This is a genomic window from Rhizobacter koreensis (genome assembly GCF_013366375.1).
In the GTDB taxonomy this organism is placed as follows: domain Bacteria; phylum Pseudomonadota; class Gammaproteobacteria; order Burkholderiales; family Burkholderiaceae_C; genus Schlegelella_A; species Schlegelella_A koreensis.
In genome coordinates, this window is sequence record NZ_JABWMJ010000010.1 from 155483 (window position 1) to 178689 (window position 23207).

The 23207-nt window shown below is 71.2% G+C and carries 24 protein-coding genes; 14 read left to right on the plus strand and 10 right to left on the minus strand.

The annotated features are described in order from the left end of the window. Nucleotides 1-58: 58 nt before the first annotated feature. The 3 genes from HQN59_RS19835 to HQN59_RS19845 all read right to left on the minus strand — a co-directional run bounded on the left by HQN59_RS19835 (nucleotide 59) and on the right by HQN59_RS19845 (nucleotide 1350). Entirely contained in the window at nucleotides 59-595 is a 537-nt protein-coding gene (locus tag HQN59_RS19835; protein WP_176070858.1) for a pyridoxamine 5'-phosphate oxidase family protein, read from the minus strand. Between the two features lie 70 nt (nucleotides 596-665). After that, the gene (locus tag HQN59_RS19840; RefSeq protein ID WP_176070859.1) at nucleotides 666-995 is read right to left on the minus strand and encodes a hypothetical protein; all 330 of its coding nucleotides are present in this window, start codon (nucleotides 993-995) and stop codon (nucleotides 666-668) included. 94 nt (nucleotides 996-1089) lie between these two features. Next, entirely contained in the window at nucleotides 1090-1350 is a 261-nt protein-coding gene (locus tag HQN59_RS19845; RefSeq protein ID WP_176070860.1) for a DUF378 domain-containing protein, read from the minus strand. A gap of 164 nt (nucleotides 1351-1514) precedes the next feature. Here HQN59_RS19845 and HQN59_RS19850 point away from each other — a divergent pair, with 164 nt between their 5' ends. Beyond that, entirely contained in the window at nucleotides 1515-2555 is a 1041-nt protein-coding gene (locus HQN59_RS19850) for a MerR family transcriptional regulator (RefSeq protein ID WP_259372754.1), read from the plus strand. Nucleotides 2556-2676: 121 nt separating this feature from the next. Here HQN59_RS19850 and HQN59_RS19855 read toward each other — a convergent pair whose 3' ends face one another. Then, a complete protein-coding gene (locus HQN59_RS19855) occupies nucleotides 2677-3651 on the minus strand; it encodes an NADPH:quinone oxidoreductase family protein (RefSeq protein ID WP_176070862.1) in 975 nt (324 codons plus the stop codon). Between the two features lie 89 nt (nucleotides 3652-3740). Here HQN59_RS19855 and surE point away from each other — a divergent pair, with 89 nt between their 5' ends. From surE to HQN59_RS19875, 4 genes are read left to right on the plus strand one after another with little or no spacing between them, the layout of a single operon-like run. Further along, nucleotides 3741-4496 (plus strand): 5'/3'-nucleotidase SurE, encoded by a 756-nt coding sequence (gene surE / locus HQN59_RS19860; protein ID WP_176070863.1) that lies wholly within the window; start codon nucleotides 3741-3743, stop codon nucleotides 4494-4496. Beyond that, on the plus strand, nucleotides 4493-5350 hold the full coding sequence (locus HQN59_RS19865; protein ID WP_425342750.1) for a protein-L-isoaspartate(D-aspartate) O-methyltransferase: 858 nt from the start codon (nucleotides 4493-4495) through the stop codon (nucleotides 5348-5350). Before surE ends, HQN59_RS19865 begins: the two co-directional genes overlap by 4 nt. 58 nt (nucleotides 5351-5408) lie before the next feature. After that, the gene (locus HQN59_RS19870) at nucleotides 5409-6374 is read left to right on the plus strand and encodes a peptidoglycan DD-metalloendopeptidase family protein (protein ID WP_176070864.1); all 966 of its coding nucleotides are present in this window, start codon (nucleotides 5409-5411) and stop codon (nucleotides 6372-6374) included. Nucleotides 6375-6399: 25 nt separating this feature from the next. Further along, the gene (locus tag HQN59_RS19875; RefSeq protein WP_176070865.1) at nucleotides 6400-7200 is read left to right on the plus strand and encodes a 3'-5' exonuclease; all 801 of its coding nucleotides are present in this window, start codon (nucleotides 6400-6402) and stop codon (nucleotides 7198-7200) included. A 22-nt stretch (nucleotides 7201-7222) separates the two neighbouring features. Here the strand turns inward: HQN59_RS19875 and HQN59_RS19880 are convergent, their stop codons facing one another. Beyond that, nucleotides 7223-8371, minus strand: a complete 1149-nt coding sequence (locus HQN59_RS19880) for an iron-containing alcohol dehydrogenase (RefSeq protein ID WP_176070866.1) — start codon at nucleotides 8369-8371, stop codon at nucleotides 7223-7225. A gap of 72 nt (nucleotides 8372-8443) precedes the next feature. Between HQN59_RS19880 and HQN59_RS19885 the strand changes: the two genes are divergently transcribed. Continuing rightward, nucleotides 8444-9301 carry a YbgC/FadM family acyl-CoA thioesterase gene (locus HQN59_RS19885; protein WP_176070867.1) on the plus strand — a complete coding sequence of 286 codons (858 nt, stop codon included), beginning with the start codon at nucleotides 8444-8446 and terminating at the stop codon, nucleotides 9299-9301. A gap of 103 nt (nucleotides 9302-9404) precedes the next feature. Here the strand turns inward: HQN59_RS19885 and HQN59_RS19890 are convergent, their stop codons facing one another. Together HQN59_RS19890 and ygfZ are read right to left on the minus strand one after the other, a co-directional pair. Further along, complete coding sequence (locus HQN59_RS19890) at nucleotides 9405-9731, minus strand: DUF4936 family protein (protein WP_176070868.1); 327 nt, start codon at nucleotides 9729-9731, stop codon at nucleotides 9405-9407. Nucleotides 9732-9735: 4 nt separating this feature from the next. Continuing rightward, entirely contained in the window at nucleotides 9736-10662 is a 927-nt protein-coding gene (gene ygfZ, locus HQN59_RS19895; protein WP_176070869.1) for a CAF17-like 4Fe-4S cluster assembly/insertion protein YgfZ, read from the minus strand. Nucleotides 10663-10733: 71 nt separating this feature from the next. Between ygfZ and mltG the strand changes: the two genes are divergently transcribed. The 6 genes from mltG (at nucleotide 10734) to HQN59_RS19925 (ending at nucleotide 15428) form a co-directional block, all read left to right on the plus strand. Beyond that, a complete protein-coding gene (mltG, locus tag HQN59_RS19900; RefSeq protein ID WP_176070870.1) occupies nucleotides 10734-11747 on the plus strand; it encodes an endolytic transglycosylase MltG in 1014 nt (337 codons plus the stop codon). Continuing rightward, nucleotides 11744-12355: a dTMP kinase gene (gene tmk, locus HQN59_RS19905; RefSeq protein WP_176070871.1), complete on the plus strand. Its 612-nt coding sequence runs from the start codon at nucleotides 11744-11746 to the stop codon at nucleotides 12353-12355. Before mltG ends, tmk begins: the two co-directional genes overlap by 4 nt. Further along, the gene (gene holB, locus HQN59_RS19910) at nucleotides 12352-13416 is read left to right on the plus strand and encodes a DNA polymerase III subunit delta' (protein ID WP_342451259.1); all 1065 of its coding nucleotides are present in this window, start codon (nucleotides 12352-12354) and stop codon (nucleotides 13414-13416) included. Before tmk ends, holB begins: the two co-directional genes overlap by 4 nt. Continuing rightward, entirely contained in the window at nucleotides 13413-13808 is a 396-nt protein-coding gene (locus tag HQN59_RS19915) for a PilZ domain-containing protein (protein WP_176070873.1), read from the plus strand. Before holB ends, HQN59_RS19915 begins: the two co-directional genes overlap by 4 nt. Before the next feature lie 39 nt (nucleotides 13809-13847). Then, nucleotides 13848-14639, plus strand: a complete 792-nt coding sequence (locus HQN59_RS19920) for a TatD family hydrolase (protein WP_176070874.1) — start codon at nucleotides 13848-13850, stop codon at nucleotides 14637-14639. 585 nt (nucleotides 14640-15224) lie between these two features. Beyond that, nucleotides 15225-15428 carry a hypothetical protein gene (locus HQN59_RS19925; RefSeq protein WP_176070875.1) on the plus strand — a complete coding sequence of 68 codons (204 nt, stop codon included), beginning with the start codon at nucleotides 15225-15227 and terminating at the stop codon, nucleotides 15426-15428. Nucleotides 15429-15828: 400 nt separating this feature from the next. Here the strand turns inward: HQN59_RS19925 and HQN59_RS19930 are convergent, their stop codons facing one another. The 3 genes from HQN59_RS19930 to HQN59_RS19940 all read right to left on the minus strand — a co-directional run bounded on the left by HQN59_RS19930 (nucleotide 15829) and on the right by HQN59_RS19940 (nucleotide 19518). Further along, nucleotides 15829-16728: a LysR substrate-binding domain-containing protein gene (locus tag HQN59_RS19930; protein ID WP_176070876.1), complete on the minus strand. Its 900-nt coding sequence runs from the start codon at nucleotides 16726-16728 to the stop codon at nucleotides 15829-15831. Between the two features lie 284 nt (nucleotides 16729-17012). After that, a complete protein-coding gene (locus HQN59_RS19935) occupies nucleotides 17013-18257 on the minus strand; it encodes a hypothetical protein (protein WP_176070877.1) in 1245 nt (414 codons plus the stop codon). A gap of 172 nt (nucleotides 18258-18429) precedes the next feature. Then, complete coding sequence (locus HQN59_RS19940; protein ID WP_176070878.1) at nucleotides 18430-19518, minus strand: NUDIX domain-containing protein; 1089 nt, start codon at nucleotides 19516-19518, stop codon at nucleotides 18430-18432. 179 nt (nucleotides 19519-19697) lie between these two features. On the opposite strand from HQN59_RS19940, the gene HQN59_RS19945 reads away from it, so the two are divergent. Both HQN59_RS19945 and HQN59_RS19950 read left to right on the plus strand, forming a co-directional pair. Beyond that, a complete protein-coding gene (locus HQN59_RS19945; RefSeq protein WP_176070879.1) occupies nucleotides 19698-20108 on the plus strand; it encodes a heme-binding protein in 411 nt (136 codons plus the stop codon). A gap of 260 nt (nucleotides 20109-20368) precedes the next feature. Further along, nucleotides 20369-23158, plus strand: a complete 2790-nt coding sequence (locus HQN59_RS19950; protein WP_176070880.1) for a M16 family metallopeptidase — start codon at nucleotides 20369-20371, stop codon at nucleotides 23156-23158. The last annotated feature ends 49 nt before the right edge of the window (nucleotides 23159-23207 follow it).

Genomic DNA, 23207 nt, shown 5'->3' on the forward strand with positions numbered 1-23207 from the left:
CAGCCACGGACGCGGCGAACTCGGCCAAGGGTCGGCAGCGCGCCGGAACGCGCCCGTGTCAGGGCATCACACGACCTTCGATCGAGTCGTCGAGCGTCTTGCCGATCGCGGCTCCGACCAGCATCTTCGCGCCGGCAACCACCGCGCCGTGCTTGTTGTCCCAGTAGTAGCCGCCCGTGGGCTGCACCCGGATCACCGTGATGCGCGGGTCGTCTTCACCACCCGTGAACCACGTGCGGAGGATGGGTTCCCAGAGTTGCTTGATCTTCGTCCGGTCGGTGCTGATGCTGGCGGTACCGGTGAGAACGAGGAACCCGGCGTGCTCGGCGCCCTGCAGGAACAGGCGTACCTCCGGCTGCTGCCCGATTTCGCGGTTCTTGTGACTGTCGCTCGAGCTCAGGAACCAGAGGTTGCCCTCGTCGTCGACATCCTGCACGCTCATGGGCCGCGTGCCGCCCGAACGGCCCGTGCCCACCGCCGTGCAGAAGAAGCAGGTATCGCTCTTCCTGACGGTCGCCTTGATCCGTTGCACGGCGGCGTCGCCGCTCACGTCCTCGTAGTTGTCCTCGGGCTGCTGCGCGTTGATCGAATCCATGGCGGGTCGAAGGGTGGGGTGAGATGCGGGCATTGGCCTGAACGCGCCGTGGCCCGCGGATGCGGCCGCGTCAGTGCAGCTGCTTCTTGAGGCTCGAGATCTCGTCGTGCGCCTGAACGACCGACGACTGCAGGGCTGCGTCGGTGTCCCGACCGGCGCCAAGGCACGCCTGCTTGGCACGGTCGCCGAGCTGCTCGAGGCGATCGACGGCGCCGATCAGCTGCTGAGGATCGCCCGAGTGCCGAGCCATGTCGCGCAGCTGTCGCGCCTGCTGGTGCAACTGCGTGAGGGCGTCGCGCAGCTCGGCGGGAACCTCGCTGGCTCGCTGCATCGCTTGCACCGCGTCGTCCGCACGTTGCTCGAGTCGCTCTGTGCTTTCGCGCGCTTGTTCGATCTGCATGGCATTTCCTTTCAGGTTGTCGTGCCGCACGGCGACACGTCGCCGGCAGCGGATGCAGCAAGCGAGGCCGGGTGCGGCGCTCGCTAGTCAAACCTCACGCGGTGCGCTTGCCCAGACGCAGCGCCAGCGCGATGCCGTAGATGCCGGCCAGGCCGACCAGCGCGTAAACGATTCGGCTGAGGGCCGAGCCTTGCCCGAACAGCGCGGCGACGAGATCGAAGTTGGCTGCGCCGACCAGGCCCCAGTTCAGCGCGCCGATGATCATCAGGACGAGCGACAGCCAGGCGACGGGGCCGAGCCCGGTACCGCTCGCCGCGGGCGAAGACAGAGAAGCCGAAGAGGTGTTGATGGCCATATGAACTCCAGTGGCAAAGGTGAAGGAGCGGGGCGCCGGACGCCTCCGCGTGATGAATGCACGCTCGCAGCATAGGAACGCTGCGAGCGTCGAGCCGCCGCACGCGTGCGAGCTCACTCCGACGAGTCGGATAATCCGATTCAAATTCGACTCACGCTGCAGGCATGAAGGCTCCACGATCGCGCGCTACGAACCCGGAGCCGACCACGTCTGCGACCTATCGCACGGGCGCAGTCGCCCGCATGCTCCAGATGCCCGGCGCGACGCTGCGGATCTGGGAGCGTCGATACAACGTCGCAGCGCCGGCAACGACGTCGAGCGGCCACCGGCAGTATTCAGCCGCCGATGTCCAGCGTCTCGCGTTGATCCGTCAACTCACGCTGGTCGGGCACCGGATCGGATCGCTGGCGTCGCTCGACCTCGAGCGGCTGCGGGACGTGGCGTCGACGCATGCGGCCGCGCTGACTCACGCGCCCGCTCGTGCGCATCGCACCGGCGCGGCTTGCAAGCTCGCCGTGGTCGGGCGCGGAGCCGAGCACCGGGTAGAGCGGTCGGAGGTGCAGCTACGTGCCGATCGGGCGGTCCATGTGGCGGCAGCCTTCGGCTCGCTGCGCGCCGCCCGACGCCATGCGGCGGCGGCCCGCCACGACCTGTTGCTGGTCTTCGCCGACGGTCTGCAGGCGTCGATGCTGGCGGATGTCCAGGCTGCCGCGAAAGCGCTGCGGGCACGGCACACGGCCATAGCCTATTCATTCGCGCCGGGCTCCGTCACGAGAGCCTTCGCGGCGTGCGGAATCTCGCTTATTCGCGAGCCTCTTGACGACGCGAGCCTCGGAGACTTCCTGAGCCGAGTCGTCGCGACACGTTCTCGGCAAAGCGCATCGGCAGCTTCGGGCTCGCCGGCAGCTCCCCCGGTCGCCATCACCCTCGGCTCCGAGGCCCCGCGGCGCTACGACGATGCGGCGCTGGCCGACTTCGCGGGGCTTTCCACCACCATCGCGTGCGAATGCCCGCGCCATCTGGCCGAGATCATCCAGAAGCTGTCGCACTTCGAGGCGTACAGCGCGCAGTGCGAGCATCTCGACGCGAGCGATGCCGCGCTTCACTCCTACCTGGGCCGAATCACGGCAACAGCCCGCTCGATCTTCGAGTCGGCACTGGAGCATGTCGCGGTTCGCGAGGGGTTGGTGGTGCCACAACGCTGAACGCGTGCTCGCGCGGCCACGGCTCGACCGGCACGGCCGCAACGGTCCTCCCGCATGCCGAGCTCGTCTCGATGCGCGGCGCCGCTCGAAACGGCGCGGCAGGCGCTTCCTGCGACGAGCCTCAGTTCGTCATCACCAGCTTGCCGCGCACCTGCCGACTGCCCATGCGCTGGTACGCCTCGCGCAGCTGCGGCATCGGCAAGGTGCGGTCGATCACCGGCTTGACCTTGCCTTCGGCGTACCAGCGGGCGAGCTCGGCCAGCGCGGCGGCGTTGGCTTTCGGCTCGCGGCGTGCGAAGTCGCCCCAGAACACGCCGACGATGGACGCGCCCTTGAGCAGCGGCAGGTTGAGCGGCAGGGCGGGGATGTTGCCCTGCGCGAAGCCGACGACGAGATAGCGGCCGCGCCAGGCGATCGAGCGGAACGCCGGCTCCGCGAGATCGCCGCCGACCGGGTCGTAGATCACGTCGGGGCCCTTGCCGCCGGTGAGCTCCCTGAGGCGCTCGCGAAAGTTCTCGCTCGCGTAGTTGATGCTGGCGTCGGCACCGATCTCGCGGCAGAGCGCACACTTCTCGTCGCTCGACGCGCCGGCGATCACGCGGGCGTCGGCGGCCTTGGCGATCTGGATCGCGGCGGTGCCGACTCCGCCGGCGGCGCCGAGCACCAGCACGGTCTCGCCGGCCTTCAGCGCGGCTCGGTCGAGCAGGGCGTGATGGGTCGTGCCATAGGTCAGGATGAACGCGGCGGCGTCGTCGAACGCGAAGCCCTGCGGCAGCGGCATCACCAGATGGGCGTCGACGCAGGCGTGCGTCGCGAAACCGCCGGTGCCGCCGAACGCGGCGACCGCCTGCCCGACCTGCAGGTGGCGCACGTCGCTGCCGACCGCATCGATCACGCCGGCGTACTCGCTGCCCGGAACGAACGGCAGCGGCGGCTTGTGCTGGTACTTGTTCTGGACGATTAGCAGATCGGGGAAGTTGAGACTCGCTGCCCTGATCGCCACCCGCACCTGGTTCGCCTGCGGCTCGGGGGTGGGCAGTTCCTTCCACTGCAGCGCCTCGACACCGACCGGGTTCTCGCACAACCACGCCTGCATGATGAAACCTCCACGAAGAGCGTCGGCATCATACGAAAGCGTGGCGCCGAGGCTGCAGAGGGCGTGGGAGCGCTCCCTACAATCGTCCGATGCGGATCCTGGTGGCGAACGACGACGGCTATCTGGCCCCCGGCCTGGCGGCCCTGGTGAAGGCATGCGAAGGACTCGGCGACCTCGACGTCGTGGCACCCGAGCAGAACGCGAGCGGCACCTCCAACTCGCTGACGCTGAACCGGGGCCTGTCGGTCTACACCGCGGCCAACGGCTTTCGCTACATCAACGGCACGCCGTCCGACTGCGTGCACCTGGCGCTCTCGGGCATGCTCGACCAGCGTCCCGACCTCGTCGTCTCGGGCATCAACAACGGCGCCAACATGGGCGACGACACGTTGTACTCGGGCACCGTCGCGGCAGCGATGGAAGGCTTCCTGTTCGGCATCCCGGCGATCGCCTTCTCGCAGGTCGACAAGGGCTGGGCCGAGCTCGAGGCCGCGAGCCGCGTCGCTCGCAGCGTCATCGAGCATGTGCTGCGCGACCCGCCGCGCTTCGCGCCGTGGCTGCTGAACGTGAACATCCCGAACCGGCCCGACGCCGACACGCTGCCGCGCACGATCACGCGGCTCGGCCGCCGTCACGCCAGCGAGCCGGTGATCCGTCAGACCAGCCCGCGCGGCGATCTGCTGTACTGGATCGGCCCGGCCGGCAACGCGCGCGAGGCGGGCGAGGGCACCGACTTCCACGCCACCGCGAACGGGCAGGTCTCGATCACGCCGCTGCACGTCGACCTCACCGACCACGCCACGCTGCCGCATTGGCGCGACTGGGCCGCCGAGGGCGCACGGTGAGCGGCGAGGGCACGCCGGCGCGCAAGTTCCCGCTGCGGCTCGACCGCATCGCCGGCGCCGCCGGCGCGTCGTCGCGCCTGCCGGAGCTCCCCGGCAGTCCGAGCGTCGCGGCGCGCCCGCTGCTGCGCCCGCAGCGCCAGGTCGCGAATTCGCATGCCGACGCGCGCCATCGTTCCGCGCCCGCCGGCCTGGGCCTCGATTCGGCCGGCGTGCGCGCGCGCATGGTGCAGCGCCTGCGCGCCGGCGGCATCAGGCACGAGGCGGTGCTGGCGGCATTCGAGCGCGTGCCGCGTCACGCCTTCGTCGACGCCGCGCTCGTGACCCAGGCCTACGAGGACACGAGCCTGCCGATCGGGCATGGTCAGACCATTTCCAAGCCGTCGGTCGTGGCTCGCATGATCGAGTTGCTCTACGGCGGCGCCAACGCGCAGGCCAGCGGGCGCCTCGTCAACGTGCTCGAGATCGGTACCGGCTGCGGTTACCAGGCCGCGCTGCTCGGCACGCTGGCACGTTCGGTCACGTCGATCGAGCGACTCAAGCCCCTCCACGACAAGGCGCGTGAACTGCTCGCCCCGCTGCGCCCGCCGAACCTCAGGCTGGTGTTCGGCGACGGCATGCTCGGCCATGCGCCGAACGCGCCCTACGACGCCATCATCGCGGCCGCCGGCGGGGCGTCGGTGCCGCAGGCCTGGCTCGACCAGCTCGCCGAGGGCGGCCGTCTCGTCACCCCCGTGCGCGACGGCGGCGGCGACGGTCAAGTGCTCACCGTCATCGACCGTCATGCCGAAGGGTATCGGCGCTCCGTGCACGAAGCCGTCAAGTTCGTCCCCCTAAAATCCGGGCTTGCGCGTTGATCGAAGGCCCTCAGTGGCTGCAAAGGACCCAATGGCGGCTTGCTCGACCCGAAGGTGCATGCGCGGCACGGCCGCGATCATCGCGGCGCTCCTCGTGAGTGCCTGCTCGACCCCACGCACGCCGGCCCCCGTCGAAACCCGCCCGCCGCCGCCGCGACCCACCCGGGCTGGTGCGGCGACGACCCCCAGCACGCCCGTCGCAGCCCCCGCGGTCGACCCTGCGACGCTGCCGGGCGCCGAGAACGCCGGCAAGCCCGGCTACTACAGCGTCAAGCCCGGCGACACGCTGATGCGCATCGCCACGCAGAGCGGCAACAACTGGCGCGACCTCGTGCGCTGGAACAACCTCGAGAACCCGAACGTCATCGAGGTCGGGCAGGTGCTGCGGGTCGTGCCGCCCGGCGTCGAGCCCGGTGTGGCGACGAGCCGTGGCGTCACCGCGGCAAACATCGAGACGCGCCCGCTCGATGCACGCGCGCCCGCTTCGACCAGCAGCACGACCGCGACGACTCTGCCGCCGGTCGGTCGCGCAGGCTCGGCGCCGGCGGCGGCGGCATCGTCGGCCGCCACCGCCACCCCGAACCCGGTCGGCGCGGCGAGCAGTCCGGCCAGCGGCGCGCAGACCGCCACGCCGCCGCCGACCCTGCCGGCCGACGACGAGGAGATCGCCTGGAGCTGGCCCACGTCGTCGTCGCCCGCGCCGTACAACGAAGCCAAGGCCAAGGGCCTGGTGTTCCCCGGCAAGGCGGGCGACGCGGTGCTCGCCGCGGCCGACGGTCGCGTGGTCTACGCGGGCTCGGGCCTGCGCGGCTACGGCAACCTCGTGATCATCAAGCACAACTCGACGTACCTCACCGCGTACGCGCACAACCGCAGCCTTCTCGTCAAGGAAGACCAGATGGTGCGGCGCGGCCAGAAGATCGCCGAGATGGGATCCACCGATGCGGACAGCGTGCAGCTGCACTTCGAGATCCGCAAGCAGGGCAAGCCGGTGGACCCGTCGCGCCTGCTGCCGCCGCGCTGAGCCCGCGAGCTTCCGCGCGGCGCGCATGTCGTCCTGGCCCGTCCTCGTCTTCGACGTCGAGTCGATTCCCGACGTGGCCGGCTTGCGCGTGCTGCGCGGCTCGGACCCCGCGCTCGACGATGCGGGCGTCTACGCCGAAGAGATCGCCGAGCGCGCAGAGCGCGGCAAGAGCGACTTCATGCCGCTGCACCTGCAGCGCGTGCTCGTCATCAGCTGCGTCTTCCGCAACGCCGAGGGCCTGCGCATCCACTCGCTGGTCGACCGCGAGACCGACGGGCGCAGCCAGGAGGGCCGCGTGATCCAGCAGTTCTTCGGCATGCTCGAGCGCCACACGCCGCAGCTCGTGAGCTGGAACGGCGGCGGCTTCGACCTGCCGGTGCTGCACTACCGCGGCCTGCGCCACGGCGTCGTCGCGAGCAAGTACTGGGACCTCGGCGAGGACGACCGCGAGTTCCGCTACAACAACTACATCGGCCGCTACCACACGCGCCATCTCGACCTGATGGATCTGCTGGCGATGTACCAGCCGCGGGCGGCGGCGCCGCTCGACGCGATGGCGCGCCTGTGCGGCTTTCCGGGCAAGCTCGGGATGGACGGCTCGCAGGTCTACCCGGCGTACCTTGAAGGGCGCACCGACGAGATCCGGCGCTACTGCGAGACCGACGTGCTGAACACGTACCTGCTGTACTGCCGCTTCCAGAAGATGCGCGGCGGCTTCAGCGAGGTCGAGTACGAGCGCGAGATCGACTTCGTGCGCGCGACGCTCGCCGGCATCGACGAGCCGCACTGGCGCGAATACCTCGAGGCGTGGAGCGCGATCGGTTGATCGCGCGGCGCCGAACCGCACGCTACATCGACGCTTCGAGAATCCGCACGTAGTCGTCGCGACTCGCGATCCGCGGGTTGGTCTTGTGGCAGTGGTCGGCCATGGCGCCGTCGATGACGCGGTCGAACAGCGCCGGCGTGACGCCGAGCTGCGCAAGCCCCGACGGCAGGCCGAGCCGCCGGTTGAGATCGCGCAGCGCCTCGGCGACCGCATCGCCGCTGTCGTCGCTGCGCTCGAGTCCCATCGCGTGTGCCATGCGGGCGAGCCGGCGGTCGCGCCGCATCGATTCCGCGGGCGCGTTGAAGCGCACGATCTCCGGCAGGAAGAGGGCGTTCAGCGTGCCGTGATGCAGGCGCGGGTCGACACCACCGAGGCTGTGGCTGAGGCTGTGCACGCAGCCGAGGCCCTTCTGGAACGCCATCGCGCCCTGCATGCTCGCGCTCATCATGTTCCAGCGCGCGTCGCGGTCGCTGCCGTCGCGGGTCGCGCGCTCGATGTGCGCCCAGGCGCGCTCGAGGCCGTCGAGCGCGATGCCGTCGGCAGGCGGGTTGACCGCCGGCGCCATGAAGGTCTCCATGCAGTGCGCGATCGCGTCCATGCCGGTTGCCGCGGTGAGGAACGGCGGCAGCCCGAGCGTGAGCTCGGGGTCGCAGATCGCGGCCTTGGGCACCAGGTGCCAGCTGTGGAAGCCGAGCTTGCGACCATCGTCGACGATGACGATGGCGCCGCGTGCGACCTCGCTGCCGGTGCCGGCAGTGGTCGGCACCGCGATGAGCGGCGCGACGTGCGCGCCGATGCGCGGGCTGCCGCCTTCGATGGTGGCGTAGGTGGTGAGCGGCCCCGGGTGCGTCGCCGCGATCGCGACGCCCTTGGCGAGGTCGATGCTCGAGCCGCCGCCGAGCCCGACGAGGCCGTCGCAATCGTGTGCGCGAAACATCTCCACCGCGGCGCGCACGGCGGCCTCGGTGGGGTTCGACGGCGTCGCGTCGAACACCGCGTGCGGCAGATCGCCGAGCGCGGCGACCGCGCGATCGACGATGCCCGCCGCTCTCACGCCGGGGTCGGAGACGATCAGCGGCCTGCGGATGCCGGTGCGTTCGCACTCGGCCGCCAGCAGCGCGAGCGCGCCGAAATCGATCTGGATCTGGGTGATGTAGTTGATGAGCGCCATGGTCGTACCGGTGCCTGGAAGCCTCGGGCAGTCTGGCACACTGACCCGCCCTCCAACCCTCCCGCCGCCCCCGTGGAACCCCGCGATTTCCGCTTTCTCGAGCGCCTGCGCGTGCGCTGGTCCGAGATCGACGCCCAGAAGATCGTCTTCAACGGCCACTACCTGACCTACTTCGACACCGCGCTCGCGGGGTACTGGCGTGCCCTCGCGGTGCCGTACGCGGAGTCGATGCATGCGCTCGGCGGCGATCTCTACGTGCGCAAGGCCACGCTCGAGTACGAGGCGTCGGCGATGTACGACGACGTGATCGACGTCGGCGTGCGCTGTGCGCGCATCGGCAACACGTCGCTGACATTCGAGGCGGTGGTCTTTCGCGATGGCCGGCGTCTCGTGATCGGCGAACTCGTCTACGTGTTCGCCGACCCGGCGGTGCAGCGCCCGAGGCCGCTGCCGGCGGCGCTGCGCGACCTGCTCGACGCCTACGAGCGCGGCGAGCCGCCGGTCGAGGTACGGCTCGGCAGCTGGGACGAGCTCGGCACCGATGCGATGCGGATCCGCAGCGAGGTCTTCGTCGACGAGCAGAAGGTGCCCGCCGAACTCGAGCACGACGAGGCCGACGCCGAGGCATTGCATGCGGTCGCCTACAACCGGCTCGGCGCCGCGGTCGCGACCGCGCGCGTGCTCGACCTCGGCGCCGCGGCCGTGAAGGTCGGCCGCATGGCGGTGCGCCGCACGCTGCGCGCGAGCGGCGTCGGTCGCACGGTGCTGGACGCGGTGCTCGCCGCCGCCGCCGCGCGCGGCGCGCGCGAGGCGGTGCTGCACGCGCAGACCGCGGCGGCCGGCTTCTACACGCGCGCCGGCTTCGTGGCGCACGGCCCCGGCTTCGTCGAAGCCGGAATCGACCACGTGGAGATGCGGCGCGGGTTGTGATGGTGCGCGGCGAGCGCCGGTGCTCGTCGCAGGCCGCTGCGCGCCCGAGAAGCGGCTGGGCGCGCGTCGAATCGTCGGGCGCGTTCGCCGACCGGCCCGGCGCTCAGGGCGTCGCCGGCGTGATCGTCTCGAACGCCTCGACGTGTCGCGGGCCCTCGATGAACGGCCTCACCCGTTCGGCGCGCGTCTCGATCGCCTGTTGAACCGACTCGTCGACGCCGGCACCGCCGGCTTGCGCGTCCATCGCGTAGACCTCCATCCACGTCTGCAGCGCGGTCGCCGGCGCATTCGGCGGGATCGGACGCCGGAGCACCCGCGCCTGCAGCCCCGGGAACTCGGCGACGAGGCCGGTCTGCAGGCGGTCGACCGCGGCGTACGCGGCGTCTGCGTTGCCGGGCGAGACCCGGTAGTAGACGAAGAGCTCGCGCACCGGATCAGGCGTCCGCGGCCTCGAGCGGCAGCGCGTACGGCAACTCGCGCGGCTCGAGGCGCGGTCCTTCAGCAGACCCGAGATGCAGGGCACCCGCGTCGAGCGACGCGAGCCGCACTTCGACCAGCGCACTGGCACCGGCGCCATCCGGGCGCGGCGCCGCACTCGCGACGGTGCCGATCGGCTCGCTCGCGTCGCCCCCCGCGAACACGTCCTGTCCCGGCGTCGGCAGCTGCGCGGAATCGAACAGCAGCGTGCGGCGTTTGATCGTGCCGCGGTACTGGCTGCGCGCGACGACCTCCTGACCGGGGTAGCAGCCCTTTTGGAAGTCGACTGCGCCGACCAGCTCGTGATTGACCATCTGCGGCACGAAGCGGTCGACCGTGGCGGCCTCGATCGTGACGATGCCGCTCTGCAGGTCGAGCCAGCGCCAGTGCGCGAGCGCGAGCGGCGCGGCGTCGGTTCCCTCGACCTGGCCGGCGACGAGCACGCGGCGCGATCCGAGCGCGTCGGGCAGGCGGATCGCCGCGCCGGTGGCGTCGGCGCGCACGCCCCAGACGTCCAGCTCGGCCGCTGCCGCGTCCGCCGCGTCGCCGGCGAGCCCGACCAGCGGCATCTCGGCGCTCGCATCGGTCAGCTTGCACTTGGCGCGCAGCACGAACATCGACAGGCGCTTGAGCGTCGGTGCCAGCAGGTCGCGGGCGCAGGCCAGGAAAACGGTCTCCGGGGCAGGGCGCCACACGACGAAGCTCGCCTGCAGCCGCCCCTTGGCCGAGCAGAAGCCGGCCAGGCGCGCGCGGGTCGAGGCAAGCCCGGTGACGTCGTTGGTGAGCTGGCCGTGCAGGAAGGTGGCCGCGTCGGCGCCTTCGGCGCGGATCACGCCCCAGTCGTCGAGCCGGGCCGCACCATGGAGGGCAGGGAGGCTGGGCATGGGCCATTATCATCGGCGCCGATGACGCGTCCCACCTTGCGGGCTCTGCCGACGGCGTGGGCTCCGGCCCGATGAAGGCCGCGCGCGCCCTCGCCGTTCTGTTGTTCCTGGCGCTCGTCGGCGCCGGCGCGGCGGCGTTCTGGTGGCTGGGTCAGCCGCTCCGGCTCGCCGCACCGACGGTCGAGCTCGCGATCGAACCCGGCACCACGCCGGCGAAGGTGGCCGAAGGCTGGGTCGCCGCCGGCGTGCGCACCTCGCCCGAGCTGCTCTACCAGTGGTTCAAGTGGTCGGGTCAGGCGCGCCAGATCCGCGCCGGCAGCTACGAGGTGACCGCCGGCGTCACGCCGCGGAGCCTCCTGGAGAAGATGGTGCGCGGCGACGAGAGCGTCGCCTTCGTTCGCATCCCCGAAGGCGCGACGTTCCGGCAGGTGAGGGCCGAGCTCGCCAAGGCCGAGGCGCTGCGCCCGACCTTGGCGGGCCTCAGCGACCCCGACCTCATGCAGGCGATCGGCGCTCCCGGCGTGCACCCGGAAGGGCGCTTCCACCCCGACACCTATTCGTACAGCAAGGGCAGCAGCGACGTCGAGGTGCTGCGGCGCGCCTATCGCGCGATGCAGCGGCGCCTCGCCGACGCCTGGCAGCAGCGCGCGGCCGACCTGCCGCTGAAGAGCGCGGACGAGGCGCTCACGTTGGCGTCGATCGTCGAGAAGGAGACCGGCGTCGCCGCCGACCGCGGGCTGGTGGCCGGCGTCTTCATGAACCGCCTGCGCATCGGGATGCCGCTGCAGACCGACCCCACGGTGATCTACGGGCTCGGCAGCGCGTTCGACGGCAACCTGAGAAAGCGCGACCTGCAGACCGACTCGCCCTACAACACCTACCTGCGCGTCGGCCTGCCACCGACGCCGATCGCGATGCCGAGCAAGGCCTCGCTGCTCGCTGCGGTGAATCCGACGCGTACCGAGGCGCTCTACTTCGTCGCCCGCGGCGACGGCAGCAGCGAGTTCAGCGCCAGTCTTGCCGACCACAACCGCGCGGTCGACCGCTTTCAGCGCCGCCCGGCGGCCGCCGCCTCCCGGCCATGACGCGCCGCTTCATCACGTTCGAAGGCATCGACGGAGCCGGCAAGTCGACCCACATCGGGCGTCTGGCCGAACGCCTGCGCGGGCGCGGCGCCAACGTCGTCGTGACGCGCGAGCCGGGCGGCACCGAGCTTGCCGAGCAGCTGCGCGAGCTCGTGCTGCACCGTTCGATGGACCCCCTCACCGAAACGCTGCTCGTCTTCGCGGCGCGCCGCGACCACCTGCAGCGCGTGATCGAGCCGGCGCTCGCGCGCGGCGATACCGTGCTCTGCGACCGCTTCACCGACGCCACCTTCGCGTATCAAGGCGGCGGGCGCGGCTTTCCGCTCGACGTGCTCGGCACCCTCGAAGGTTGGGTGCAGGGCGCGCTGCAGCCGGACCTCACGCTGTGGTTCGACCTCGACCCGGCAGCGGCCGCCGCCCGTCGCGCCGCCGCTCGCGCCGCCGACCGCTTCGAGAGCGAGGACACCGCCTTCTTCGCGCGCGTGCGCACTGGCTACCTGGCGCGCATGGCAGCGGCGCCGGCGCGCTTCGCCCGCATCGATTCGTCGGGCCCGCGCGACGAGGTCGAGCGCCAGGTCGACGCCGCGCTCGAGGCGCGCGGGTGGTGACCGACGCGTCCGGAGCCGCCGCGCTGCCCTGGCTGACGGCGCCGCTGCAGCGCATCCTCGCAACGCAGCGCGCGCACGCGCTGCTGCTGCACGGCCCGCGCGGCGTCGGCGAGTTCGAGCTCGCTCTGCTGCTCGCGCAGGGGTGGCTGTGCGAAGCCGCCGACGTGCCGTTGGCGGCACGGCCGTGCCGCCGCTGCGCGTCGTGCCACCTCGTCGACGCGCGCTCGCACCCCGACCTGATGGTGCTGCTGCCCGACGCGCTGCGCCAGCGCCTCGGCTGGTCTGGCGGCGACGCGGAAGAGGGCGGTGCCGAGAAGGCGAGCAAGGCCAAGCCCAGCAAGGACATCAAGGTCGAGGCGGTGCGCGCCGCCGTCGGATTCGTGCAGACCACCGCGGCGCGCGGCCGCGCCAAGGTGCTGGTGCTGCATCCGGCCGAGCGCATGAACGCGATCGCCGCCAACGCGCTGTTGAAGACGCTCGAAGAGCCGCCCGGGCTCGCCCGTTTCGTGCTCTGCAGCGGCGACCCGGCCGCTCTGCTGCCGACGATCCGCAGCCGCTGCCAGCGCGTGGCGCTCGCCGCGCCCGAGCCGGCGGAGGCGAGCGCATGGCTCGCCGCGCGCGGCGTCCCCGAGCCGGCGCTGATGCTCGCTGCGGCCGGCGGGCAGCCGCAAGAGGTGCTCGCGTGGGCCGAGTTCGGCATCGATGCGGCGCTCTGGAGCCGCCTTCCTGGCGCGGTGACGGCGGGTGACGCCAGCGTGCTGCACGGCTGGCCGCTGCCGCTGGCTGTCGAGGCGCTGCACAAGCTCTGCCACGATGCGCTCTGCGTCGCGACCGGCGCGGCACCCCGCTACTTTCCGGCGCCGGCGCTGCGCAGCCGCGGCGACGTCGCTCGCCTCGTCGCCTGGTCGCGTGCGCTCGCCGACCTGGCACGTGACGCCGAACACCCGTGGAATGTCGACCTGGCGGTGCAGGCGGCGGTCCAGCAGGGCCGCGAAGCGTTGAATCCGCCGCGCATCGCCGGCGCCGCCCGACGGACGGCGTCGCTAAACTCGTCGCGATGATCGAACCCCCGCCGCGCCCCGGCGCGCCTGCGCTCGGAACGCCGCCCGCGACGTCGCGGCCGAGCGTGATCCAACTCGTGTTCCGCGAGAAGGGCGCGCTCTACGCCGCCTATATGCCGATCTTCTCGGAAGGGGGTCTCTTCGTTCCGACCACGCGCGAGTACCGGCTCGGCGACGACATCTACCTGCTGCTGTCGCTGCCCGACGACCCGCAGCGCTACCCGGTGGCCGGCAAGGTCGGCTGGCTGACGCCCGCCAACGCGTCCGGCGGCCGCACCCAGGGCGTCGGCGTGCGCTTTCCGGCCGACGAGAAGACGCGCGCCTTGCGCGTGCGCATCGAGGAGCTGCTGGGCACGACGCTGTCGTCGACCAAGCCGACGCAGACAATCTGACGTCGAAGACCGGCCGTTCGCCGGTCGTGCTCCGAAAAGATGTACGTCGATTCGCACTGCCACCTGAGCTACCCCGGGCTCGCCGACCGCATCGACGCGGTGCGCGCCGACATGGCCGCGGCCGACGTCGACCGGGCGCTCTGCATCTGCACCACGCTCGAGGAGTTCGAAGCCGTGCACGCGCTCGCGCTCGCGTACGACAACTTCTGGTGCAGCGTGGGCGTGCACCCCGACAACGAGGACGTGCAGGAGCCCACGGTCGACGACCTGGTGAGTCGCGCTGCTCGTCCGCGCGTGGTCGCGATCGGCGAGACCGGCCTCGACTACTACCGGCTCGACGGCCGCGGCGTCGACGAGATGGCGTGGCAGCGCGAGCGTTTCCGCGTCCACATCCGGGCGTCGCTCGCGACCGGTCTGCCGCTCGTGATTCACACCCGCAGCGCGTCGGCCGACACGCTCGACGTGCTGCGCGAGGAGGGCGGCTCGCGCGCCACCGGCGTCTTCCACTGCTTCACCGAGACCGCCGAAGTGGCGCGCGCCGCGCTCGACCTGGGCTTTTACATCTCGTTCTCCGGGATTCTGACGTTCAAGAACGCCGCCGAGCTTCGCGAGGTGGCGCGTTTCGTACCGCTCGACCGGTGCCTCATCGAAACCGACAGCCCCTACCTCGCGCCGGTTCCGTTCCGCGGCAAGCCCAACTCGCCGGCCTGGGTGCCTTACGTCGCGCGTCAGATCGCCGAGCTGAAGGGATCGAGCCCCGAGGCGATCGGCGAAACGACGAGCCGGAACTTCGAGACGCTGTTCGGCAGGGTCGCAGCGAACGCCGGCTGAGGAGCGCGGACGCGGCGGAAGCTCGCGGAGTGGCGGGGTTGACGCCGTCGTCGAATCCGGTCGGAATCGACGCACAACCGGGAGCGCAACGAAGCGGGCCGCAGGAGCAGCAAGGTTCAAGCATTGCTTGAGCAAAGGTTTCCAACCCACTGTGGAGATTCATATTTGACCGGACCCGCGCAGGTCTCGAAGCGTCGGACCGGCATCCACATTTCCCGGACGTCACGCCGGCACCTGTCCACGGAGAAGCAGGAGCGGCCCGCTGAAGCGCTCATGCTCTGCTGCCCGTGCAGCGGTGGGACTGATGTTTCGAAAGCTCTGCCGACCGTCGCCGCGCGAACGCGGCCGCCGGCGCCAAGCCACACCAGGACTGCCTCCGCCAGTGGCTGCGGCTGGCCGGCCAAGTCGTCGAAAACCCGCCTCGCGTGGACACGCGTGTCCGACGCCGGTTTCCGACGAACGGTATTCGCCTGACGCCGTCTGTCAGGGTGCTCCCGACACGACAAACGGCGCCATCCCGGCATCGGCGCCAATGAGCGATCCCTAGAGTTCCGTTCATCGCACCACCGATGCTGGAACCCCGAAATGCAAGTCGAATCCGTCTCCAACCCGTTCGCCCTGATGATGTGCCCGGAAGCCGTCTTCGCTGCCATCGATCGGTCCGAGCACCTCGCGCAGCTGCAAAGCCGCATCTGCCGTCCGCTCGACAAGCCGCGCCCGGGCCAGCCGGCGGAACCGACCGACGTTGCCGAGGCGAGCGACGAGATCGAGGGCTTCGGCGAACAGTGATGGCCTGAGACCCGGCAGATCCGGCTGCCGTTTCGGCGCGGCGGGATCCGCCCGAGCTGTGGCGTTCACCAAGCTCGGTGATAGCCGCCACAATGTATATTATGTAAACTCACGTGTGCGGATGTTGGGCAGGTACTTTCATGGTGCCTCCGTGTGACGTCGAGTCTCCCCCGATCACTGGCGTCGTGGCCTACCTTCGAACCCACGTCGTCCGCTTCCTGACCGCAAACCCGACCAGCGCGCCTTCGACGCGTATGTCGGCAAGGCGCAAACCGGCGCCGAGCTCGAGCAGCGCGAACCCGCCTGGCACCGTCGCAACCTGAGCGCACTGCGCTTTTTCGCGCGCACCTGATCGCGCGGCAGGTCGACGCTTGGGCGAGGCGTCGACGTCTCCGGCCCTTCAACGGCCGGGCGCCCGCCTTTCGGCGCCGCCCTCGAGCAGCCGCTCCGTCTCGCGCCCCTCGCGCACCAGCCACTCGCCGAAGCGGGTGATCAGCGGATCCTCCCGGCGGTGCGCCGGAAGGTGCGCGTGGTACGCCCATTCGATCGCGCCGAGCCGGCCGAACGGCGCGCACATGCGACCTGCGACGATCTCGTCCGCGACCAGCGACAGCGGCACCAGCACGAGGCCGAGCCCGTCGGCCGCTGCCTGCAGCGCGAACGACATCTGCTCGAACGGCAGCACGTTCGCCGGGCGCAGGTGCCCGAGGCCGGCACGCGCGAGCCAGTCGGTCCATGACACCGGCTCGCGCTGGTACGTGATCCAGGTCTGACGCGTCAGCTGTTCCGGGTTGACGAGCCCGCCTTGCTCGAGCAGCCTCACGTGGCAGACCGGCGCCAGGTCGATCGTCATGAAACGGATCGAGTCGTCGCCGACGCCGGGCTGCGGGGTGCCGCGCACCGCCACGTCGTACGCCTGCCACTCGAGGTCGACCGGCGCCGTCGACGCGGTGAGCTCGATCTCGACGTCCCCGTAGCGGCGCTGGAACGACGACATCCGCGGGATGAACCAGCGCATCGAGAACGTCGGCGGCGCATTCACCCGCACGGTCTGCGCACGCGCGGCGTTGAGGTGCGCCGACGCGTTGGCGATGCGCGCGAGCGACGGGCCCACTTCGGCAAGGTAGCGCTGACCCGCCTCGGTAAGCGTGAGCTGCGCGGCCGAGCCGCGGAACAACGGTGTGCCGAGCCAATCCTCGAGCAGCCCGATGTGACGGCGCACCGCGCCGTGCGTCACGCACAGCTCGTCGGCCGCCTTGGTGTAGCTGACGTGGCGCGCGACGACCTCGAAGGCGCGCACGGCGTTCAGCGGAGGGAGCTTGTTCGTCGTTTGGTCTGACCAGCCCGCCGATTGCGCGGGGATCGGCATTCTGCGCGCGGCGGCAGTCGCAGCGGCTGGTCGCCCGTCGAGCGAGTCCGCGATCAGGCGTGCCGTTGCGCGTGCGCCCGATGACGCACCGCGGCCCGGAGCGACGCGCGCGCTGGTGGCGGGTGCAGCCGCTGACGGTCACGTCGATCGCGCGTGGCAGGAATGGCGCGCCGGGCGCCTCACGCGCGTCGAGATCGCCTTCCACCGACAGCGGATCAGCGACAGCCGCCCCACCCTCGATCCCCGCACGCGATCCGCGCCAGCACGTCGTCGTTCGACGGATACCCGCCGTGCGCGCGCGCCGGGTTCTCGAACAGCCCGAGCACCGTCGGCGCGTTGGACACGATGACGTCGACCAGCGGATAGCTCGGTTCGACCTTTCGCGCGCGGTAGTAGCCACGCAGCGGGTACGACAGCACGTCGTTGGGGTCGCTGAAGGCGACGACGCCGGGGTTGTCGTTCGCGGCGCGCTCGAACAATGCGCGACTCCGCTGGCCGAACAGGAACTCCAGCGGATCGGCGGGGAACGGCGTGTCGGCAGCGTCGCTGGTGGCCCGTGGGGCGTCGCTGCCCGCAAGACCCGGCAGCCGCTGGTCGGCGAGGCCGAGCAGCGGAATCTGGTTCGCAGCCAGGAAGATCTGTCGCGTGCGTGCATGCAGGCGCCTGCCCGCGTCGCCGTCATCGCCCCTGCGGCTTTCGAGGTCGATAATGGCGTCGAACACCATCTTGCTGCCCAGGCTCGACGCGATGACCACCAGCCCCGCCTCGTTCGCGAGCGAAGCGCGGGCGGCACTCAGACCTTGCCGCAACGCCGCCGGCGCGGCGATCGCCCGCGACTCCAGCAATGCGCCCTGCATGGCGCGCAGCATGTCGCCCCGCGCCTGGCCCTGGTAGATCAGCGCGTCGCTGACGCACTCGTTCATCAACTCGTCCTTGAACCGCGAGTTGAGCCGCGCGCGCGAGTACGGGTACTCGAGCGGCGCGAGCGTCATCGTCTGCGGGTCGCAGGACTCGGTCTTCTTGCGTTCGTCGTAGCACAGCTGCTCCTTGAGCGGCCGCGTGAGCCCCGACCAGACCAGGGCGTGAACGCGCAGCATGCGGTCGCCAAGAGCGATCTCGGCGCGATAGGCCTTGATCTCGTTCGGCGGCTGCGGGTCCGGCGGCCGCAGGTGGTTCGCGGGGGCGCCGAGCGCGTGGGCCAGGCGGTCGATCCAGCCGAGCGCCCAGTCGGCATCGTGGTGGCACATGCCGTGGACGATGAAGACGTCGAGCGCCGCCTGTCGCTCGCCCGGCGCGACCGGTTCGCGCGCGGCGATCTGCACGATGCCGTCGTAGTGCGCGTCGGGCGGGTCGCTCACCGGCTCGCGGTACGGCGTCGCGCAGCCGGCCGCGAGCACGGCCATCGTGGTGGCGAGGACGATGGCGGCGGCCCCAGGGCGACGGGGGAAGCGGTTGGTCATGGCGTATGCCCTCCTCCGTGCGACTGTGCGCGTGCCGCCGCGGTGAGGCCTCCGCCACGTTGCCGACGCGCCGCGGGGGCGCGGCACCACGCGGCGACCGCACCGGCGTTGATGCCCGGCAATCGCGAGGGCGGCGTCGTCGGGATCATCACCCTGCCATCGTCGGCGTCACTCACGGCCCCGTGAGCCCGAAGAAGTGATCGAGCATGTGGAAGTGATCGTCGAGGAAGCGATCCTCGAGCTCGCCGAGGCGCTCGATCGGCACCCACTCGGCCGCGGCAGCGTCGTCACCGCCGTGCACCTCGGGCAGGTCGAGGTCGCCGAGGTCGAAGAAATGCGCGTGCGTGATGGTGCGGCCGCGCGTGCTGCGGTCCGGGTGGTCGAACACCGCCACGGCCCGCAGGCAGCGCCTGAGCGTCAGCTCCAGCAGCGCGAGTTGGGTCTCCTCGACGAGTTCGCGCACTGCCGACTGGTACACGGTTTCGCGTTGCTCGATGAAGCCGCCCGGCACGGCCCACAGGCCCCTTCCGGGCGCGCGGCCGCGCCGCACCAGCAGGACGTGTCCGGCGCAGCGGACCACCGCGTCGACGGTCACGAACACCGGCGGATAGGGTGCCGCGCGCCAGGCGTCGCGATCGGCCTTGAGCATCCGCCACTCGTCCGCGAGCGCGGCGAACTCCGGCAGCGCGGCCCATGCGCGCAGGAAGCCGAGCGTCGCTGCGGGTGCATGGTCGACCAGCGCCGCCAGCGTGGCGTCGAGGTCGCGGGCGGCGCCGCCGAAGTACGCATCGCGCAGCGCCGCCGCGTCGGCGCGGCTGCCGTGGCTGAAGCGCAGCAGGGTCCAGCCATGAAAGCCGCTCAGGTACGCGTGGGTCGGGTCCTGCATCGACCCGACGAGGGCCACGCCCTCCGCGGTGTCGACCTGCTCGGCGGCCAGCAGCGCCGCGACGCCGCGTCGCACCGCACCGATCCAGCGCGCCTCGTCGTAGTAGTCGCGCATCGGGAGGAAACGCACGCGGGCACGATCGGCCTCGGGCAGGCCGAGACGGATCATCTCGGCGCGCTCGAGCCATGTGAACGGGTTCTTCGGCGTCCGCGCCTGGTACGCCGAGCCGAGCACCACCACGCAGAGCGGCGCGACCTCGAGCGCGCGCCGCAGCGCGGCCGCATGGCCGACGTGAAACGGCTGGAAGCGGCCGATGATCACCGAGGCGGCATGGTGCGGGGCCGCGTCGGCGGGTGGTTCCGGTAGTTCAGGCATGGCGTTCGGCGCGGCGAGTCGTTGTCACGAGGCGCAGCACGAGGCGCGCCCGCTATGCTGCGGCGCCGGCGACCGCCGGCTCGCGCTCGGTGCCGAGCCGGTGCCGACGACGCGCCACGTCCAGGTCGCGCCGTCCGAACCGGCGGCCCGTGCATTTTCGAGAACCACCGGAGACAACGATGCAGATCAAGCCCTACCTCGCCAGCGCCGAGGTCGCCCGCATGCTGAGCGCCGCGCGCGACGAGGCGCAGAAGAACGGCTGGGCCGTGACGATCGCGATCGTCGACGACGGCGGCCACGCGCTCGCGCTCGAGCGCCTCGACGGCTGCGCACCGGTGAGCGCGTACATCGCGGTCGAGAAGGCGCGCAGCGCCGCCCTCGGCCGTCGCGAGTCGCGCCTCTACGAGGAGATGATCAACGGCGGCCGGGTCTCGTTCCTCTCGGCACCGGTGCTGCACGGCATGCTCGAGGGCGGCATTCCGGTGCTCGTCGACGGCCACGTCGTCGGCGCGGTCGGCGTGTCGGGTGTCAAGTCGGACCAGGATGCCCAGGTGGCACGCGCCGGCGCGGCCGCCGCAACCGCCGGCTGATCGGTCGGCGCCGACTGGGGTCGGTTCGCCCTCCTGCGTCCCGCGCCGTCGGCACTCGCGGCGGTGCCCGCCTCGCCATGTTCGAGACTGGGACCCGCGCCGCCCTCTCCTTCCCGAGCGGCCCGCAAGCCCCCGCTGCGCGCCCGCCAGTGCACCCTGCCCGACAATCCGCGCGCGCCGGCAGAGCCGGCCGCACGAATTCGTTGGCCGCCACCGCGTGACGCGGGCAGGCGGCATCCCATCCCGGAAGGAGTTTGTCGATGCGCCGTTCACGGCCCGTTCGGATGTTCGGCAGCGTGTCCGCGCTGCTCTGCTGGCTCGTACTCGCCACCTTCGGCAGTGCCGCGTTCGCGCAGGCGCAGCCGCCGCTGCCCGCGGGCGTCACCCGCGTCACCGAGGTCGAAGGGATCACCGAGTACGCGCTCGCGAACGGCCTGCACGTCCTTCTGCTTCCCGATCCGTCCAAGCCGGTGACGACCGTCAACCTGACGCTGCGCGTCGGCTCGCGGATGGAGAACTACGGCGAGACCGGCATGGCGCACCTGCTGGAACACCTGCTGTTCAAGGGCACGCCCCGCCACCCGGACCCCAAGCGGGAGATGAGCGACCGGGGCCTCTCGTGGAACGGCACCACGTCGGACGACCGCACCAACTACTTCGCGAGCATGGCCGAGAACCCGGCCAACCTCGACTTCTATCTCGGCTGGCTCGGCGAGGCGCTGACCCAGTCGTTCATCGCGAAGAAGGATCTCGACTCCGAGATGACCGTGGTCCGCAACGAGATGGAGTCGGGCGAGAACGATCCCGGCAACGTGCTGTTCCAGAACGTGCGCTCGAGCGCGTTCCGCTGGCACAACTACGGCAAGAGCACGATCGGCGCGCGCGCCGATGTCGAGAACGTCGACGTCGCGCGGCTGCAGGCCTTCTACCGGAAGTACTACCAGCCCGACAACGCGGTGCTGATCGTCGCCGGCAAGTTCGACGAGGCGCGCACGCTCGCGACGGTTGCGTCGAGTTTCGGGCGGATCCCCAAGCCGACGCGCGTGCTCGAGCCGACCTACACGCTCGACCCGGCGCAGGACGGCGAACGCAGCGTGATGCTGCGCCGCGTCGGCGACACCCCGATCGTGCTGGCGATGTACCACGTGCCGGCCGGCGCGTCGCCGGACTTCCCGGCCGCGCTGCTCGCGAGCGTGATGCTCGGCGGCCCCGAGTTCCGCCTGCACAAGGCGCTCGTCGAGAAGAACCTCGCCGCGTCGGCGTTCGGCAGCGCGCGCCCGATGGCCGAGCCCGGCTACGCCTACTTCGGCGCGCAGCTGAAGTCGGATCAGCCCGTCGATGCGGCGCGCGACGCGCTGCTTGCAGCGGTCGAAGGGAGCGCCCGCACGCCGTTCACCCCGGCCGAACTCGAGCGCGCCAAGAACATCTGGCTGCGCGGCTTCGCGCAGACTCTCGACGACCCGCAGCGGGTCGGCATCGCGCTTTCCGAATACGTCGCGCTCGGCGACTGGCGGCTCGGCTTCGACCGCCGCGACCGCATCAAGGCGGTGACCCTCGAGGACGTGAACCGCGTCGCGGCGGCCTACTTCGTGACCAGCAACCGCACGCTCGGCACCTTCATCCCGAGCGCCGCGCCGGTGCGCGCGCCGGCGCCGCAGAAGGTCGACGTGGCCGCGGTGATGAAGGACTTCAAGGGCGGCGAGGCGGTCGCGCGCGGCGAGAGCTTCGACGTCTCGCCCGAGAACATCGACAAGCGCACCACGTTCGGCACCCTCCACGGCCCGGCCGGCGTTCGCACCGCGTTCCTGCCGAAGGCGACGCGCGGCGCCAAGGTGGTCGCGATCGTCACGCTGCGCCTGGGTGACGAGAAGACGCTGTTCGGCAAGGACGTGATCGGCAGCGCGACCGCGAGCATGCTCGCGCGCGGCACCGAGCGGCTCAGCCGTGAACAGCTCGCGGCCGAGTTCGAGAAGCTGCGCACCTCGTGGGACGTCGGCGGCGGCCCGACCGGTGCGTCGATCCGGCTCGAGACCACGAAGCAGAACCTTGCGGCATCGGTGGCTCTCGCGAGCGAGGTGCTGAAGACGCCGCGCTTCGACGCGGGCGAGTTCGAGCAGATGAAGGCGGGCTGGGTGAGCAGCATCGAGGAGTCGCGCTCCGAGCCGCGCGCGCTGCTGCGCGAGCGCCTCGACCGGCACGGCAACCCGTACCCGAAGGGCGACGTGCGCTACGCGATGACGTTCGACGAGACGCTGAAGGCAATCGCTGCGCTCAAGCTCGACGACGTGCGCGCGTTCCACCGCGAGTTCTACGGTGCCTCGCGAGCGATCGTGAGCGCGGTCGGGGACTTCGACCCCGGCGCGCTCGGCGCGCAGCTCACGCGCGAAATCGGCGGCTGGACCAGCCGCACCGCGTACACGCGTGTCGCGCAGCCCGCCTACGACATTCCGCCGCTGCAGTTCCGCATCGAGGTCAAGGACAAGCAGAACGCCGAGGCCGCCGGTCGCCTGCAGTTCGCGCTGCGCGAGTCGGACCGCGAGTTCCAGGCGCTGCGCCTCGCCACGCACATCTTCGGCGGCGCGAGCGGGCGGCTCTGGGACCGCGTGCGCGAGAAGGACGGGCTCTCGTACGGCGTCGGCGCCTACATCGCAGGCGGACTCTTCGAGCCGAACGCCGACTGGGGTTTCTATGCCATCACCGCGCCGCAGAACGCCGACCGGGTGCACGCCGCGTTCGACGAGGAGGCACTGCGCGCGCGCCGCGAAGGCTTCACCGAGAACGAGCTCACGCGCGCCAAGGAAGCGATCGCCTCGGCGAGCCGGCTCGCGCGCGCGCAGGACGCGACGCTCGCGCGCACCTTCGTGTCGTTCGTCGAGCGAGACAAGACGCCGCGCTACTTCGCCGAGATCGACGCCCTGCGCGCCTCGATCACGCTCGACGAGGTGAACGCGGCATTCCGCAAGTACATGGTCCCCGAGAAGATGGTGTTCGGCGTCGCCGGCGACTTTGCCGGCGCGACGGCCGCGACCAAGGCGGCGGCCGCGCGCTGAGCGGCGCGGCGGCTTCGGTGCCCCCGCATGGCGCGCGGGACGTCCGTCC

What these genes read in the sequence shown, in the direction of transcription:
- HQN59_RS19835 (WP_176070858.1), bottom strand. Translation starts at nt 595, where the DNA reads ATGGATTCGATCAACGCGCAGCAGCCCGAGGACAACTACGAGGACGTG.
- HQN59_RS19840 (WP_176070859.1), bottom strand. Translation starts at nt 995, where the DNA reads ATGCAGATCGAACAAGCGCGCGAAAGCACAGAGCGACTCGAGCAACGT.
- HQN59_RS19845 (WP_176070860.1), bottom strand. Translation starts at nt 1,350, where the DNA reads ATGGCCATCAACACCTCTTCGGCTTCTCTGTCTTCGCCCGCGGCGAGC.
- HQN59_RS19850 (WP_259372754.1), top strand. Translation starts at nt 1,515, where the DNA reads ATGAAGGCTCCACGATCGCGCGCTACGAACCCGGAGCCGACCACGTCT.
- HQN59_RS19855 (WP_176070862.1), bottom strand. Translation starts at nt 3,651, where the DNA reads ATGCAGGCGTGGTTGTGCGAGAACCCGGTCGGTGTCGAGGCGCTGCAG.
- surE (WP_176070863.1), top strand. Translation starts at nt 3,741, where the DNA reads ATGCGGATCCTGGTGGCGAACGACGACGGCTATCTGGCCCCCGGCCTG.
- HQN59_RS19870 (WP_176070864.1), top strand. Translation starts at nt 5,409, where the DNA reads ATGCGCGGCACGGCCGCGATCATCGCGGCGCTCCTCGTGAGTGCCTGC.
- HQN59_RS19875 (WP_176070865.1), top strand. Translation starts at nt 6,400, where the DNA reads ATGTCGTCCTGGCCCGTCCTCGTCTTCGACGTCGAGTCGATTCCCGAC.
- HQN59_RS19880 (WP_176070866.1), bottom strand. Translation starts at nt 8,371, where the DNA reads ATGGCGCTCATCAACTACATCACCCAGATCCAGATCGATTTCGGCGCG.
- ygfZ (WP_176070869.1), bottom strand. Translation starts at nt 10,662, where the DNA reads ATGCCCAGCCTCCCTGCCCTCCATGGTGCGGCCCGGCTCGACGACTGG.
- mltG (WP_176070870.1), top strand. Translation starts at nt 10,734, where the DNA reads ATGAAGGCCGCGCGCGCCCTCGCCGTTCTGTTGTTCCTGGCGCTCGTC.
- tmk (WP_176070871.1), top strand. Translation starts at nt 11,744, where the DNA reads ATGACGCGCCGCTTCATCACGTTCGAAGGCATCGACGGAGCCGGCAAG.
- HQN59_RS19915 (WP_176070873.1), top strand. Translation starts at nt 13,413, where the DNA reads ATGATCGAACCCCCGCCGCGCCCCGGCGCGCCTGCGCTCGGAACGCCG.
- HQN59_RS19920 (WP_176070874.1), top strand. Translation starts at nt 13,848, where the DNA reads ATGTACGTCGATTCGCACTGCCACCTGAGCTACCCCGGGCTCGCCGAC.
- HQN59_RS19925 (WP_176070875.1), top strand. Translation starts at nt 15,225, where the DNA reads ATGCAAGTCGAATCCGTCTCCAACCCGTTCGCCCTGATGATGTGCCCG.
- HQN59_RS19935 (WP_176070877.1), bottom strand. Translation starts at nt 18,257, where the DNA reads ATGACCAACCGCTTCCCCCGTCGCCCTGGGGCCGCCGCCATCGTCCTC.
- HQN59_RS19940 (WP_176070878.1), bottom strand. Translation starts at nt 19,518, where the DNA reads ATGCCTGAACTACCGGAACCACCCGCCGACGCGGCCCCGCACCATGCC.
- HQN59_RS19945 (WP_176070879.1), top strand. Translation starts at nt 19,698, where the DNA reads ATGCAGATCAAGCCCTACCTCGCCAGCGCCGAGGTCGCCCGCATGCTG.
- HQN59_RS19950 (WP_176070880.1), top strand. Translation starts at nt 20,369, where the DNA reads ATGCGCCGTTCACGGCCCGTTCGGATGTTCGGCAGCGTGTCCGCGCTG.